Source organism: Microbulbifer maximicatervae (SeqCode) (assembly GCF_052468095.1).
The window spans coordinates 3031717-3047387 of the sequence record NZ_CP174332.1 but is presented as its reverse complement, the minus strand read 5'-3'; the positions used below and the strand labels follow the sequence as shown (position 1 = coordinate 3047387).

Annotated in this window: 13 protein-coding genes; 5 read left to right on the top strand and 8 right to left on the bottom strand. The window is 47.3% G+C overall.

Annotated elements, in window-relative coordinates; all coding sequences use genetic code 11:
* Position 1 precedes the first annotated feature (1 nt).
* The 4 genes from cobN to ACJJIL_RS13080 all read left to right on the top strand — a co-directional run bounded on the left by cobN (position 2) and on the right by ACJJIL_RS13080 (position 7468).
* Entirely contained in the window at positions 2-3943 is a 3942-nt protein-coding gene (gene cobN / locus ACJJIL_RS13095; protein WP_445359913.1) for a cobaltochelatase subunit CobN, read from the top strand.
* A 284-nt stretch (positions 3944-4227) separates the two neighbouring features.
* Positions 4228-5175 (top strand): hypothetical protein, encoded by a 948-nt coding sequence (locus ACJJIL_RS13090; RefSeq protein WP_444916165.1) that lies wholly within the window; start codon positions 4228-4230, stop codon positions 5173-5175.
* Between the two features lie 612 nt (positions 5176-5787).
* The gene (locus ACJJIL_RS13085; protein WP_444905682.1) at positions 5788-6465 is read left to right on the top strand and encodes a protease inhibitor BamI-like protein; all 678 of its coding nucleotides are present in this window, start codon (positions 5788-5790) and stop codon (positions 6463-6465) included.
* A gap of 232 nt (positions 6466-6697) precedes the next feature.
* Complete coding sequence (locus ACJJIL_RS13080; protein WP_444905681.1) at positions 6698-7468, top strand: zinc-dependent metalloprotease family protein; 771 nt, start codon at positions 6698-6700, stop codon at positions 7466-7468.
* A 105-nt stretch (positions 7469-7573) separates the two neighbouring features.
* Here the strand turns inward: ACJJIL_RS13080 and ACJJIL_RS13075 are convergent, their stop codons facing one another.
* From ACJJIL_RS13075 to ACJJIL_RS13065, 3 genes are all read right to left on the bottom strand, one after another.
* Complete coding sequence (locus tag ACJJIL_RS13075) at positions 7574-7930, bottom strand: DUF4870 domain-containing protein (RefSeq protein ID WP_445359912.1); 357 nt, start codon at positions 7928-7930, stop codon at positions 7574-7576.
* A 46-nt stretch (positions 7931-7976) separates the two neighbouring features.
* Positions 7977-8723: a metallophosphoesterase family protein gene (locus tag ACJJIL_RS13070; RefSeq protein ID WP_444916166.1), complete on the bottom strand. Its 747-nt coding sequence runs from the start codon at positions 8721-8723 to the stop codon at positions 7977-7979.
* Between the two features lie 87 nt (positions 8724-8810).
* Positions 8811-9443: a LysE family translocator gene (locus tag ACJJIL_RS13065; RefSeq protein ID WP_445358627.1), complete on the bottom strand. Its 633-nt coding sequence runs from the start codon at positions 9441-9443 to the stop codon at positions 8811-8813.
* Positions 9444-9569: 126 nt separating this feature from the next.
* Here ACJJIL_RS13065 and ACJJIL_RS13060 point away from each other — a divergent pair, with 126 nt between their 5' ends.
* On the top strand, positions 9570-10571 hold the full coding sequence (locus tag ACJJIL_RS13060) for an FAD-dependent oxidoreductase (protein WP_445359911.1): 1002 nt from the start codon (positions 9570-9572) through the stop codon (positions 10569-10571).
* 7 nt (positions 10572-10578) lie between these two features.
* On the opposite strand, the gene ACJJIL_RS13055 is transcribed toward ACJJIL_RS13060, so the two are convergent.
* From ACJJIL_RS13055 to ACJJIL_RS13035, 5 genes are all read right to left on the bottom strand, one after another.
* The gene (locus tag ACJJIL_RS13055) at positions 10579-11520 is read right to left on the bottom strand and encodes an IS1595 family transposase (RefSeq protein WP_445359910.1); all 942 of its coding nucleotides are present in this window, start codon (positions 11518-11520) and stop codon (positions 10579-10581) included.
* A gap of 174 nt (positions 11521-11694) precedes the next feature.
* Positions 11695-12204: a phytanoyl-CoA dioxygenase family protein gene (locus tag ACJJIL_RS13050; protein ID WP_445359909.1), complete on the bottom strand. Its 510-nt coding sequence runs from the start codon at positions 12202-12204 to the stop codon at positions 11695-11697.
* A gap of 150 nt (positions 12205-12354) precedes the next feature.
* Entirely contained in the window at positions 12355-13437 is a 1083-nt protein-coding gene (locus ACJJIL_RS13045; protein ID WP_445359908.1) for a permease, read from the bottom strand.
* Between the two features lie 134 nt (positions 13438-13571).
* A complete protein-coding gene (locus tag ACJJIL_RS13040) occupies positions 13572-15005 on the bottom strand; it encodes a hypothetical protein (protein WP_445359907.1) in 1434 nt (477 codons plus the stop codon).
* Positions 15006-15290: 285 nt separating this feature from the next.
* Complete coding sequence (locus tag ACJJIL_RS13035) at positions 15291-15635, bottom strand: ArsR/SmtB family transcription factor (protein ID WP_413665278.1); 345 nt, start codon at positions 15633-15635, stop codon at positions 15291-15293.
* Positions 15636-15671: the final 36 nt, after the last annotated feature.

Below are 15671 nucleotides of genomic sequence, written 5' to 3'. Positions count from 1 at the left end.
GGTGCGTAATAAACTATGGGCACAGTTTGTGTGCCTATTGATGAGCTTGGCTTTTGCAACCTTTGCCCAGGCCAGTGATAAACCCAAAGTACTCTTGATGATGTCGAGCCACACGGCCAAGGCAAAAGGTACATTGCTGACTGATCTCTCTGCAGACCAACCCTTTGAGCTGGAGATCTTTAACAGCAAAGGTAAAAGCGATGAGGAAATCGACCTGGCCTGGTCTTCCGCTGAACTGATAATGCTGGATGGCATCAACCCGGCGCTTTCTGCTTTCATGTTTGGCAAGCTCCAGCCAATGCTGGCCAAGCATCCGCAAGTTCCGGTGATTTCCCTGGGGGATGCAGATAATAAGTCCATGAACCAGGGGTTGGCAGAGTCCGAGCATCGGGCGATTGCCGCTTATTTTAATAATGCGGGCCGTAAAAACTACCGGCATATGATGCAATTTTTGTCGGCAGAGGTATTTGACCTTTCCAGTGGCTCAGTACCGGCACCGATAATCGTACCCAAGGTGGGTTTTTATCATCCCCGCCTGGAGCAGCTTGTCACCGACAAAGAGGAATTTTTCTTTGACTGGTTAAAGCCTGCTGAGAAGCAGCCAGTGATTGCCGTGGCTATCCATCGCTCCGTGGTGGATTACGAGCAGCAGCAGGTCGTCGACACCCTGTTGAATGGTCTTGAGGCTAAAGGTGCCAAGGCTTTCGCCTTCTTCTTTGAAGGCGAAGACTTGCCGCTTTCCTATCCAGACTTATTGCAAACCGAAAGCGGCAATACCCGTGTTGACTTGATGATTAATTACCGCTCCCTGCACTATGTCAGCAAGCGCCGCGCTGAATTTGAGAAGTTGGGAGTGCCGGTTATTCATGCACTCAATTACACCGAGGGCAGCGAAGAAGAATATTTTGCTGATAACAGCGGTGTATCTCCATCCCTGACACCATTCTTCCTGGTAATGCCTGAAGATACTGGCAGTATCGATCCGGTGATTATCGCTGCTAGTAAAGACGGCAATAAAGTAGTGATGGATGTACAGATGCAGGCCTTGATAGAGCGCGCCTGGAATCACGCCTCCCTCGCTTATCAAAGCAACACCAATAAAAAGGTGGCAACGTTTATTTGGAACTACCCGCCCGGGGAAAAAAATATCGGTGCGGCTTTCCTGGATGTACCCAGCTCGATTGAGTCGATTGCCCAGGCAATGCGCGAAAGAGGCTATGAGGTACATATCAGGGATTCAAAAACCCTTATCGATTGGGCCGGGCAGTTGTTGCGCCCCTATTATCGTCGCGAAGACAGCGCAGCCTTGATCGATAAAGGGCTGGCTGATTGGATGCCACTGACCACCTATCAAGCCTGGTTTGACCAACTGCCTGCAACTGTACGGGATCCTATTGTAGAGCGTTGGGGCAAGCCGGAAGACAATACCATGTTGGCCGAACATAACGGCGAGCCTGCATTTGTTATTCCCCGGATGACCCTTGGCAATTTGATTGTGTTGCCGCAAGGCGTTCGCGCGGACAATGCCAAGGATCACTCTTCCCTCTACCACGATATGAAAACCCCGGTGAACCACGCCTACCTGGCGGTTTACCTCTATGCGCGGGAAACCTTTGGTGCCGATGCCTATATTCACCTGGGAACCCATGGCTCTCAGGAGTGGCTCAGTGGCAAAGAGCGGGGCCTGTCGGTTTACGATGCACCTAGTTTGGCCCTGGGAAATATCCCGGTGTTCTACCCCTACATTATCGATAATGTGGGAGAGGCTATGCAGGCCAAGCGCCGCGGCCGTGCCACCATGATCAGCCACTTGACCCCAGGCTTTGCGAAAGCAGGCCTATATGCGGAAGTGGCTGAGTTGTCCGAGTTAATTGGCAATTACCTGGTATTGTCTGAGGGGCAGACCCGGGCCAATACTCAAGAGCGTATTATCGGTCTGGCCGAAGAGCTCAATATGCTCAAGGATCTGGAAATCAGTGCTGAAGCCTTAAGTGCGGATTTTGATGGCCAACTGAGCCGCTTGCAGGATCATTTGGGTCAATTGGCAGAGATGAGCCAGCCGCTGGGCATCCATCGTTTTGGTCAGTTGCCAAAGACCGAACACCTCACCAGCACCATGCTTCAAATGTTGGGTGAAGGGTTTATCACCGCAGCGGATGAATATGAGGCGGAGCACGGGTTGCGTTTGCCGGAAGAGCAAACCCGGGACGAGCGCAATGTTGTGGCTTTGGAAGCGCAGGCGGGGTTCCAGTTGCTGGATACCTTCCTGGAGGGCGGTGAGCTGGAGCAGGTTCCTGAGCCCTTGCAGGCCCAGTTGGATCAGGCCCGGGAATACTCCGATAACTTTGCCAAAATTGCCGAGCTGGAAAACCTGATGTCGGCACTCGATGGTAACTATATTCCTGTAAGCCATGGGGGTGACCCGATTCGCAACCCGCAGGCGGTGCCCACCGGCCGCAACCTGATTGGCTTTAACCCGGCTAAGGTGCCGTCGAAGGAAGCCTATGAAGCTGGTGTACAGCTGATGGACCAGACCATTGCTGACTACCATGCAAAGCACGGCCGCTTCCCGGACAAGTTGGCATTCTCCCTGTGGTCCCTTGAAACCATGCGCCACCAGGGAGCCCTGGAAGCCCAGATCCTGCACGCCCTGGGCCTAAAACCAAAGTGGAACCAGCAGGGCAATGTTACCGGTACAGAAGTTATTCCCTATTCGGAATTAAAGCGCCCGCGTATTGATGTCGTAATCTCTGCGACAGGCCTTTATCGGGATGCTTTCCCCAACGTGATGCTGTGGTTGGCAGAAGCCATCGATAAAGTGGCGCAGATGAAAGAAGACAATAACTTTGTCTACCGCCACAGCCAGGCATTGCAACAGCAACTGTTGGAAGACGGCAACAGTGAAGAGGATGCTCGCTATTTGTCATCGGTGCGTATCTTCTCCAATGAAAGCGGCAACTATGGAACGGGCCTTGCCGCCGCCAGCCTGGCCTCTGACAGTTGGGAGGGGGATGACAAGCTCGCTGACCTCTATATGCGCCGTATGGGCTTTGCCTATGGCAAAGATGAATCCCGCTGGAGCGAGGATCAGCGCAGTGTTGAGCTGTACGGCAAGGTGCTGTCTGGCACTGATGGGGTAATTTTTTCCCGCTCCACCAACCTCTACGCCATGATGACCAATGACGATCCCTTCCAATACTTTGGCGGTATCGGTCTGGCGGTTCGCAATCTGGATGGCGCAACGCCGGAAATGTATGTGTCCAATTTGCGTCGCAAAGATAACGTAAAAGCGCAAACCCTTGCGGAGTTCGTTAACCAGGAAATGCGCAGCCGTTACTTCCACCCCCGCTGGATTGAGGCGATGCAGGACTCCGGCTACGCAGGTGCTACCGCTATCCTGGATCGCGTCAACAATATGTGGGGCTGGGAAGTAATGACCCCGGAAACTATTCGCGACGACCAATGGCAGGAAATGTTTGAAGTCTACGTGGATGACAAATATGAAATGGACATGCGCGAATTCTTCGAAGAGCACAATGCCGAGGCCCTGGCCCAGATGTTGGAGCGAATGCTGGAAGCGGTGCGCAAGGGATATTGGGATGCGAAGCCTGAAACCCTGGAGAAAATGGTAGAGACCTACACCGAGCTGGCAAATCAGTTTGATGTGGCTACCGACAATGACAAGTTCAAGGAATTCGTCAATCAGCAGGCACTAGGGTTCGGCCTTGCGGCCCTGGCCAATGCCCAGGTATTGGATAACCCTCAGGTTAGCAGCGCCAATGCTGCGCAACAGGTCAGTGGCCAGAAGCTGGAGCAGGTTGCAGAGCCGACTCCCAGTGATAAGCCGGAAAAGCTGATATGGCTACTGTTGATGGCTATAGTGTTGGCTGGCTTTGTCAGCGGTTTCTTTGATCATAAGTGGGTGCGAACCAAGCCCGCTTAATGCCCTTCTTTAACGGCACCCGATCTGCTTAAGGCCGGGTGCCGTTAACCCCCCTCTGTTTTACCCCTTTCGTGTAAATAATCTTAAAGCTGCCTCGGCTACTGGGTTAAGAATTGTTGACCCCGGCAACTATTACTCTCTTACTGTGTTAGCTTTCTATATAGAAGGTGAAAAGTGCATTTTGATTACTTTGTAAATCATTAAGCTTGCAGCTTGTCAGATTAATAGGGCTACAGCTTGGTGAGCTTCTGACTAAAGCTGTCTCTTGAAAGGAGGTTGGAACGATGGGAAAACGATATCAGGCGGCCTTCCTGGGCCTTATATCGATTACGGCAAATGCCTGGTCTCTGGAAAACCCTTACTCGAGCAATGGGGCGGTGGCTGGGGGTTCTGCCAAAGTAGAAACGGAGAACCTGTTTTCCTGTGCTTCCGGTCGCTCCCGGTTGTCGCCAATGGGGGTGAAGCAGGTAGAGGGCAAAGCCTTTACCGTTCCGGCTGAAGTGAATTACAGCAAGCGGTACTTTGCTGCGGATCTCTATAACCAGTGCTCTGGGGTCACTCCATCCTCATTGGATGATATTGATCTTACAAAGGTACCGGTGGTCGATATCGACAAAGAAGGTGAGGTGGTTACCGGTTATATCTTTGCTGACAATTATTTTGAGCTATATATCAATGGCAAGTTAGTTGCTGTTGATCCGGTTCCATTTACGCCGTTTAACTCCAGTGTGGTTAAGTTCAGGGTGAAGAGACCCTACGATATCGCTGTAAAAGCGGTTGACTGGGAGGAGAACTTAGGGGAAGGCACAGAGAGTAACAGAGGTGTCCGCACCCATGCCGGTGACGGTGGCTTTATTGCAAGCTTTTCAGATGGTACCAAGACGAATTCAAAGTGGCATGCACAAACTTTTTATACAGCACCTATTTATGATTTGGGGTGCTTGAAAGAGCGGGGAGAAGAGCGAACCTCCTCGGACTGTGCTGAGAGGCCCCCAAAACCAGGTGCACAAGTCTATTCTCTGCACTGGGATATTCCGAAAAATTGGAAAGTCGACGATCGCTATCTTTCTTGGCCTTATGCGACAGAGTACTCGGAGCAGCAGATAGGTGTGGACAATAAAAACGCGTATATGAATTTTCGGGAACAGTTTTATGGCAGTGGAGCTAAATTTATCTGGTCAAAAAACATAGTCCTGGATAATTTGGTGTTGTTGCGCTATCGAGTTGAGTAACAGTGTCGTCATTGGCCAATTAATTGCTGTGCGTTGAAGTCACTGCGCACAGCTTTATCTCTACCCAGCCAAGAATAAATAGATTGTCTGAATTGCCTGCCTAGTTACGATTTTCCAGTTTGTCCTTATATTCACTTTTTCTCACAGAAAATTCCATTCCAAAATGGAATAGAAATTTGAGCTTCAACTTTTTTCTTCTATTGCCTTTCGTACACTGAAATTATTAATTCTGCTTAAAAATCTACCAAATTTGTTTCTTGTGAAACTTATTTTTTGGTTTTTTGTAGGTGACTCCTGATCGTATTTGGGGGAATCTCGCCACTGGTATTTGGCTTGAACTAATTTGGTGTAAAAAGGGTTTTCGTGAAATATGTCTGCTTTAATTCCGACGTTCCCCACAGTTTTGAAAAATAATTTAGATTCTGTTCAATTTTTATGAAAATTATGTGAAAAATTTCCCAAAAAAAAGCTGCGTGATAATTAGGATCGATCGTCTCAACTAAATATCGAATGTTAAGAATCGTAAAGATGCCAACATGAGGTAGGGCTGGTTAAGCTGTCGATAGGACGTGCTTTGCCGTTGCACGTAGCATTATTTTGAGAGAAAAGCTTGTGAGAAAAATAATTCCTCTCGTCGCCATTGCAGTGGCAGCAGGGTATTTCGTTTGGGCCAAAAGCCAATCTGAAGGTCAAAAACCAGTCGCTGAGCTAGAAAAGCCCAAGCCAGCTATCAGTAAATCTGCTCAAAAAGCAGAGCCGCTTAAACCTGAGGAGGTTCAGGTGGGTGAAGAGGAGCTCCTCGAAAGTGATGAAGAAAAAGCACTTTGGGTTGAGTCAGAGCTGGCCAGGGAAGCTCTTCATGAAAATGGTCGCCTACCCGTAGATCTCAATGGTGAAACCTATCTCGAGCTGGATATTGATATGCTCCGGAATCTCACTGTTGGTGATTACGTCGACATTGACTTGCCAGGTATTGAAGGTGATTACGATGCTCAGGTTGGCAGTATCGAAGAGCATGCCAGCGGCAACAAAAGCCTACAATTAAATTTTCCGGGGATGACTCGCCTGCATGGCGCAACTTTTACGCTCGGAGCAAATTCTGTTTATGCACAACTAAACTTACCTTCCGGATCATATACTATGGAAGCTCAGGGTAGTTATGCGTGGATAGCGCCTAATGGTGCATTAATTAAAAACCACGTAGAGAAACACGATAAGGATATGTCCTCGGAAGCACCTCGTGAAAAGACCTGGTCGGATGACGATGTTCCGCTAAACGACTTCAAATAAGAAGAAATTGATTCAAGGTAATTATGCTTTGAGTTAATAGTCAGGCAAAGGAAGGCCCAAGAAAATCCTGCAGATACCGGGGGCTCGTCTCCTCAGGCGGTTAAAAGGCTAGGGATAGCTTTTTGATCGAGTCAGGGTATTAAAAGCGTATTGTTACTCCTTTGGGCAGCAATTTTATTTAATTGCTGGGGGAGGAGTGTGCACTACTTATTATAATAAAAGGAGTCTTATAATGAACCTGAAGAAAAGCCTGGCTGCTGCTATTGCAGCACTGACCGTTTCTGGCGCTGCGAGTGCCGATACTGTCGATATCGCTATTATGTACACTGCACCAGCTGCGGAGTATACCGGTGATATCTCAGCCAAAATCGATAACTATATCAGCTATGCCAACAATTCCTTTTCAAGGAATGGTGTTGATATCCAGTTGAACCTGGTAGACACCTGGCAAGCTTCCAGTTCAGATTTTCGTGTAAACGAAGAGACCCTGGACCTGATTACCTTCCACAACACTGTGAATAACTGGCGATCCTCTGAAAAGGCGGATATGGTGGTTTTCCTGGGTAAAGCTGAAGAAACCGTAATCGACGGCAATACTTACATTACCTGTGGTATTGCCTGGGTTGGACAGGGTAGCAATGGCACCATGTACTCCAGCGCAAAAGAGCGTGCTTACAGCGTAACTGGCGTTGACTGTGGTTATAACACCTTCGTTCACGAGCTGGGCCACAATATGGGTCTGGTTCACTCAACCAAGCAGGGTGATACCTCTGGTGGCGTTTACTCTTACGGTATGGGTCACGGTGTAGACAACAAGTTCTCTACCATCATGGCTTACCCTTGGAGATACGGCGAAAACGTTACCCAGTACGATTGGTTCTCTGATCCTGACTGGTACGAGTGTGGTGGCTTGGCCTGTGGTGAGCGCTCAAACGGCGTAGACGTTTCAAACGCTTACCGTGCTCTCGGTCCTATCACTGATGATCTCTCTGGTTACTACTAATCGGCACTAATTTGCTGAAAGTAATTGTAGAGATTACTGGCTTATAGCCAAGGGAAATCGGGAGGTGCTCTCCCGATTTTCCATCTGAAAAGAACGGTTAATTAATTAACCAAAAAACCGAATACTGAGTGGGTAGCGCCAGAATAGGCCTTCATTGGCCCGGATTGCACCAATCACAATAAATATAACATTGATTATTGCTAATGCAATCAGCCCCAAAATACCGATAACAAAAAATATCATTATGACGGAAATTATAGAATAGATAAGCAGGCTTAACATCCAGTTAAATATCATCTTGCCGTGTTTATCGATTTCTTGAGAGCGGTCCCTTGTTGTTGCCCACATAATAATGGGTAAAACAAAACCAGCACCAGGAATTACGATCCAAGCCAATTGACTTAGATGAAGCAGCATTATGAAGGTATTTAGTTCCACATCCCAAGGGCGATAATCTTCCATTTAGCGACTTTCCTTTTGATCCAATGTCCTGTGTAAGCTGACTTACCTAGCTGGCTCTTCCGGTTGACAGATAAAAACCCCAGTCATCTCTCCCTTGCGCAATAGCAGCTCGGGCAGCTTTATCTGTGTCATAACTTACCTTAAAAAATTCTGCGCTCCAGGCTCCATTTTTGCTTCTCTCTATCAGGGCGTAACTCGCATGGGGGCTAAAGGTTTCCATAATATGGGGTTGCGGTTCACTGTCAGTATAAGCAGGTAGCCCAGCGCTGCCTGGATTTAAGACCAGCTGGCCACTACTGACAGAGATACAGCGTGGTTGATGTGTATGCCCACATAGAATGACTTTTGAGGAAATCTTTCCAAGGAGGTTGAGGATTTCATGGTTGGAACGTATCTGGGGGCGGCCGCTGCTGGTATCTTCCAGCAGATATATGAGGTCACTACTGGGTGTTCCATGGCAAAGAAAGACTTCATCGGTGATTTGTAAGCTGGGTGGTAACTGCTTCATCCATAATAGTGGTTTAACACCAAGGTCTTTCAGAATAAATTGCAGGGTTGGGTTGCTTTCTATTTCGGTAGATGTGGCTTCATATATTTGCCGGTCCTGATTACCGCGAATTGTCGTGTAACCTTGCTCCATTAAGCGTTCATAGGTGAGTCGTGGCGCAATAGGGCCATATAAAATATCACCCAGGTTCACCGTTAGATCGGCGCCTCTCTTTTTTAGATCAGCAACAATGGCATCGAGGGCATAAACATTGCTATGGATGTCAGACAGGACCGCTATTCGCATTGAGCTCTCCGCTGGACTGCTGAAAGTACTTTGACTGCTGCTATATTTTCACAGAAAGCTTCCTGTCGTCCATAAAACTATAAAAAATCAGCGGTCAAAAGCCAGGCGAGAGGCCAAGCCGAGGAAAATAACTCCAAGAAAACCATCCAGGTGCCGCTGAATATTGGCCTGTGTAGCAAGAGATTTTCCCAGCTTGCTAAACGATAGGGATACCAGGGTGTTAAAAGCCAACGCTGTAATGCTTAAGAGTACGCCCAATACAAGGATTTGGGGCGTGATTGCCTGGGATGACACGGTAAATTGAGGCAGGAAAAGGCTAAAGAAAAGTAGGGCTTTGGGGTTCATTAGGTTGTTGAGCAAGCCTCGGGCCATCAGCTGTGCTGCCGACAGTGCCACGGTATCTGGTTGGTTATTTTGTGCCACTTTATTTGAACGCCAATTGCGAAGGAGTGACAATCCAAGCCAAGCTAAATATACGGCTCCCACCAGTTTTACTACCATTGCCACCAGAGGCATCGTCTGCATGATATGTCCGAGTCCGAGAGCAACTAGCGCCGTTTGCACTATCCCAGCAGTAAAAATGCCCAGCGAGATCATTACTCCAGCAGTAAATCCGCGAGCCGAAGAGTAAGCAGATATTAACAGTAAGTCAGGACCAGGGGAGGCCGCTAGAACAATCGCTGCGATCAAGAAGGCGGGTAAAATACTGAGGTCGATCATATGAGGGGTGCCTTGAAATTGCGATTTTATCACAGCAGGTGTGTTTACTTCTATGATGGCCGTGCCTTGCTTTTTCCCGGGCTTCTACAATAGAAGTGAGTTCTACGGCAGGGTGCAATGCTACCAGTGAGCCATATAGACCGTGTGTTAGTGGTTGGTGCGGGTCCAACGGGGTTGGCGGCAGCTTGTGCTTTGTCTTTCTATGGAATCAAATGCCGAATAGTTGAACGCCGTACCAAGCCCAGTGAACTCTCTCGGGCAGTCGGTATTTTTCCCTGCACCATCAGGCGCCTTCTTAAGGTTGGTGTTTCAGATAACTTGGTATCTGAGGCGATGCGACTCTGCAAAGTTCAATATCTTCAAGCGGGTAGGCCGCTGTTATTTTTGGATAACCGGGGCGATGCGTATAAAGAGTATGTGGGCTTTGGGCTGCCGCAAAATCGCACAGAGGAAATTTTGCGAGATGCTTTACTTGAGCAAGGCGTTTCAGTTGAATATGGCGTGGCTGCTACTGAAGTGGATTCTAGTGATCACAGGGTGGTAGTTACCCTGTCTGACGGCAGTGTCGAATGCTTTGACTGGTTAATTGCTGCTGACGGAGTTCATTCAATAATTCGTGAGAAACTGAGTATTCCATTTTCTGGTACAGATTTGCCGGAACCTTGGGGAGTCGCTGATGTGGATATAGAAGGAGAGTGTGATCCCGATTTAGTTAGCGTGGATATTCAGCGGCCCGGCAATCAATTTACAATTACTTTACCTATGGGTAAACAGCGTTTAAGAGTAGTTGCTACCCAGCCAGATGCGTTGGGAGCACTAGATGTGCCGCTAAAAATTAAGAATATCCATCGCTCCGGTAGTTTTCAAATTTCAATTCGGCAGGCGAAGAGTTATCGCTCCCAGCGCGTACTTTTAGTCGGAGACGCCGCTCACTGCCATTCTCCCGTAGGTGGCAAGGGTATGAATCTGGGTATTGCCGATGCGATAGCTGCAGTTGATGCGATTATAAACGGCACAGTAGATAATTATTCCGATGAAAGGCGTAAAATAGGCGCGGCGACGATTCGAAAGACAGAAATTGTTAGGCGGATTATAAGCTCAAATTCCTTGCTAAATAAAATATCCTAATTACCACTTATGCTAAGCCAATTTTTAGCAACCTTTCTGGCATCGGTGGTGTCCGAAGAGAGACGTAAATCAATCTTGGAATGAGTGCCGACAAATCAAACCTCCGATTAAAGCGATATTGAAATTCTGCCAAATAGCGCTGTGCATATTTCGGCCTAATAGCATGGTAAGTGCTACGTAGCGCACTCTTTAAATTACCAAGTACTGTATTTACCCAATAGAACTCAGGCTCTTCAACAGAAGCTCGGCCACCACCACAAACAACTTTGTCATGTACACAACCGGCCTCCTTAATGGCATTGAAGCATGGAAGGCCATCTGAGATGACTGTGCTGCCACTGCAAAGGGACTTTTTACTCCAGGTTGAAATTTCACTGCTTTTGAAGCCCTTGATAATTGAGAGCTTAATACGGGTTGGACGTCCCTCCTTGGTTGTTTCAACGGCCGCCACAAAGGGAGTTTTACCCTTGGCTCCGCGTCCGGGCTTGCATCCAGTACGCTCACCACCGAGATAGGCATCATCTAGTTCAATAAAACCGGACAGTTTGTATCGTTGGTCTCGCTCCATCATCACTTGCATAAGTTTCTGCTTCATACGCCATGCTGCGTTGTAAGAGATACCTAGATGTCGAGATAGCTCCATAGAGGAAATGCCCTTCTTATCCTGAGTAATCAGGAAAATACCGAGAAACCAGGTGGTGAGGGGGAGCTTCGTGGATTCAAAAATTGTACGAGAGGTAATCGATGTCTGACGCCGACAACGGTTACATTGCTTAAGCTTGCGATAAGCGAGGTCGCAATGCTTGTCATGCCCGCAGTGAGGACAACTAAAGCCATTGGGCCAACGCCACTGCGACAGTGCATCGAAGCACTGTTCCTCGCTGCCGTACATTTTGAGGAATTGGGTCAAACTAATACCCTTCTGAAACTGTACCTTGTTGCGAGCCATGGCGTATTCCCTTGCAGATCAACGAGATAGCTGTATTTATATACAGTTACGCATGACTTAGCAAGAGTGGTAATTAGGTAAAATATTGGTGCGGATGTTGGCAAAGCTCGCCGTATCTTTTCCGGTGGTACGACAAGCATATACCCAAAACCTGACAAAGCTTTAAATGAACGTTTATTCTTTAAGGATTTCGTTGTAACCGTAGGTATCATTGCCGAAAACCTGAAAAGTGTCGATTTTAGGGGTATCATATTCGACAAGTCCCTCATAGGTTGAATATAAACCTTTTCCGCAGGGGGCTACCTTTATGTGGTTGGCAGTGCATCTTCCTACAAAGGAGAACCTTCTACTATTATCGCTGGTATTGGAATGGGAAGCATGTAAGTTCAATGAAGAAAAGATCAAACACTCCCCAGCTTTCATCTCTAAATCTATCACCATAAATTGATTAAGGAAATCATCTCCAATTAATTTTATGGAGCTAAATAAAATAAGAGTACTTTTATTAATTGGCTCCAAAGTTTTGGCTGATGGACCTAAATACTCGTCCACTATTTCACGGCCTGTAGGTAAGTATTTCCTATTTGGATATACCCAGCCATTCATATCAAGGAGGTTAGCAACTGCTTTATCAATGATATAGGGCCAGGGTGTAAAAACCCGAACATGGCCCCATTCCAGCATGGCGCTGCCGGCCGATATGCCTTTCTATGACACCAAGCGCTTTAATTTTCTCGACAAGAGCTATGCAACGGCAGTAATTGCAATAGGCCCTACACCAATGATAATCGCGTCGTGTATCTTGTTCATTAGTCTCCTACAAAATACCTGGAATTAAAACAGAAGGGGGTACAAGTAACCCGCTGTGACAGCCATACCTAAAACCACCACTAAAAATGCTGTGATCACCTGGGTTTTAAAGATGGACCTTAATAGGATAACTTCTGTCAGGCTGGCGCCAGCACTGCCGATAATTAGTGCCATTACCGATCCGAGAGCCATGCCCTTTTGCACCAAACCAGCACTCAGAGGGATAACAGCAGAGGCACGTATATAGAGTGGAATACCGATTACAGCTGCAATTGGAATCGCGTACCACTTGTTTTCTCCTGCGTAGGTTACGATCAAATCAGTAGGAACAAATCCGTAAATGAATGATCCCAGAGAAATACCGAGCAGTAAATAGGGGAGTGTTTTTTTAAAATCTATCCAGGTGGAATTCCAAATAATGACCCAGCGATTTAGTTTCTGGGTTTCTACTCCCCCCTCAGAATCACAGCTATTTGCCGGAGTATTGATACAGCAGGATGTAGTTTCTCCAGTTTTTGCAGCTGATGATAGAGAAGATATTGTTGCTATATTGGTTGCGCCAGTTGTAGCCAAGACTCCATTATTAAATGCCAAATTATTGGCTATCCCTTTGTTCTCACTGGGTGAAGGGGGATTTTTACTATTTGTGTCTCGGTAGACACCGTCGCGAACAAAACGCTCGAATCCAAATTTTTCCAGTGCAAATCCCGCAGAAATTGACACAGTCATCGCTAGAGTGAAATAAAAAATCGCTACGTTGAGACCAAATGTAAAGATCAACAAGCCAATAACAATCGGATTAAGTAGAGGGCTGGAGAATAGGAACACCATCATTGGTCCGAAACCAGCGCGGGCGCGAAGTAGTCCCTTCAAAAATGGAATAGTAGAGCATGAACAGAAAGGTGTAATGGAGCCAAGTAATGCGGCTATTACGTAGCCTCGGCCATTGCGTGAGCTTAGGGTCGCTTGGATTTTTTCCGGTGTAATGTACTGCTGCAATACACCAACGAGGTAGCTGATAGCTAAAAATAATACTGTCAGCTCAACTGCAAGAAAAGCAAACATAGAGAGAGCTTCTTCTAGCATGGATACGAACTCTGGGGGCATTGTTTTAGCTCCTTAATTAAATTTGTTATTACTAGAAATATAGAAATAATGAATTTTATCAGTGTGTTTTCATTAGCTTTGAAGTGTGATTTATGGTGCCAAGAGATCCTTTTTACGGATTGCTTGTGATGTTGTCAGGCGACATTGGATATCAGTGAATCTAAAACGCCCTTGCCGCTATGCACGCCACCCTCCATTTCCTGAGAGGATTTACTTCGAACTAAGTAGCCGGCAAAACCTTGTTCTGAAGTAGCTGGTTGACCATTGAAATGAACCGTAAACATACCTATTTCACTGATTAAATCGCCTACTAAATATAATTCAGAGTCTTTGACTACCAGGGCGGGATTGCTTCTAGGGGGCGGGCTCAAGCGTGGCATTAGTGCCCAGGCAGGGTATTCGTCTACTGAGAGCTGTTTGAGTTTCAGCTTGATATCCTGACCAAAGACACAGTGCCCGCCGCCTTCTCCCTGATTTTTGAGCACCCACTTAGAGGCGTTCTGCTGACTGAACCATTCTATCGTCTCTGATGAAATTGGTTGCATCTCGCCAAGTAATGACTTGATTAAAACCGCTTCATCCTGGGATACATTGAATCCGGTTAGCATTTCTACTGACATGGACGAAAGGATCATTTGTACACGCTTGCTGGTAGCCAGTTGTTGGCTTACGGTTGCATTAATTGCGATCCGATGGCTCTCAAGCAAAATTCGCGATTGCATCAGTGTTTCACAGCAGCGCTCGCTATCCAGGTCTTTGGCGACATAATCACAGTAGTTGTAGCCGGCTCGTAAATACACGCAATCTACAGGGCCTATTCCTTGCAGCAGGAGCCTATTGTTGGGGCCTGTTACCAGGCCCGCTTTGAGTTCGCGAAAGGTCTTTCGTACCGTACGTATGCCTTTTTCAGCTAAGGCATATTCAAGAAGGTGTTGGTCGAAGACATTGTCCTCATACTCCTGTATCACCATTAGAAATGTTGGGCTGCCACCATCTCCAAATTCGCTTTTGATGGCTCTTGTCGCATCGGCAAGGCCTTGGGAGAGTCGCTCAATTGCTGGGTTCTCTATAGGTTGGCCGTTCGAAGTATTGGACCAATTGGAATAGGTCTCAGGACTTTGCGAGCGGATGAATTGGTGCAACTCGTAAATACGCTGCCCAAAGGGCCCCATTCCTGCTGCGATTCCATTGAACTCAATGAGCTTTGGTCCTTGGCTCACATCGTCCATAAAGTCACTTCTCATAATCAGGAGGGGGAGGCGGGGCGCATTTTTTATTTGACCATGCATGGCGAGTAAGGCACCGAAAAACGGGTCTCCATGTGCAACAGGCCTGATAGCTTCGTGAAGAAATTGGTGATCTTCTGAGACTTGATGGATCAGCTTTCCCAATAGGGGTACTGCTTTCTTTAACGTCTCAAACCGTTCCAGGGCGATAGTACTTGGGGTAAGGCTAAAAGGCACATGGCTCGCTGAGCCACGACTAGATTTGAAAGCCAAGCCATGGGCAAGCCCCCACTCTACCGCTTCATTGGCTGCCTGAATGGCGTTTGGATGGCTCTTATTCATGGGTTTCCTCTGGCCTTTGCATACTGGGGCACACAATTTAGAGTGCGCTGTATTTCTAGAATAATGGAAATATAGGGGTTAAGTAAAGGTGTGTGTTCGAGTTATTTCTGAGGTATCTAAGAAAGGTATCAAGGGAAGGGAGCCAACTAAAGCTGGCTATTGCTGTGAATGGTCATTCTAGCGGTACTTAATGCAGAATTTAGGGCCTACATGTACCTATCGGGGTGAAGAGAGGAAAGTTCGGACGTCATCGATAGAGGTCGCCCAAAGCAGGAGCGACATTGTTCAGTGCTGATCCGGTACCGCACACTTGATATCAGGACACTTTATCGGTGTATTGAAATCATCGTGACAGCATTCATCTTGTAAAAACTGAATAACCTCAGTTAAGTGCTGATATTCGGCTACGCAGAACAGGGTTCGGCTCTCACGCCGCTGGAAGATCAATCCCGCCGAAATCAGACTGGAAATATGGTGGGAAAGGGTTGATCCGGGGATATCTAACTGCTCCTGGATGTTGCCTACAGGAATACCCGGTAGGCCAGCTTTGACTACTTTTTTGTAGATCAACAAGCGGGTTGGGTGTCCCAGCTCTTTGAGCGATTTGGCTACTTCTTCGATTTCCATCATGATTTGGTCATAAGTTCTATATTCGTCGAAATATAT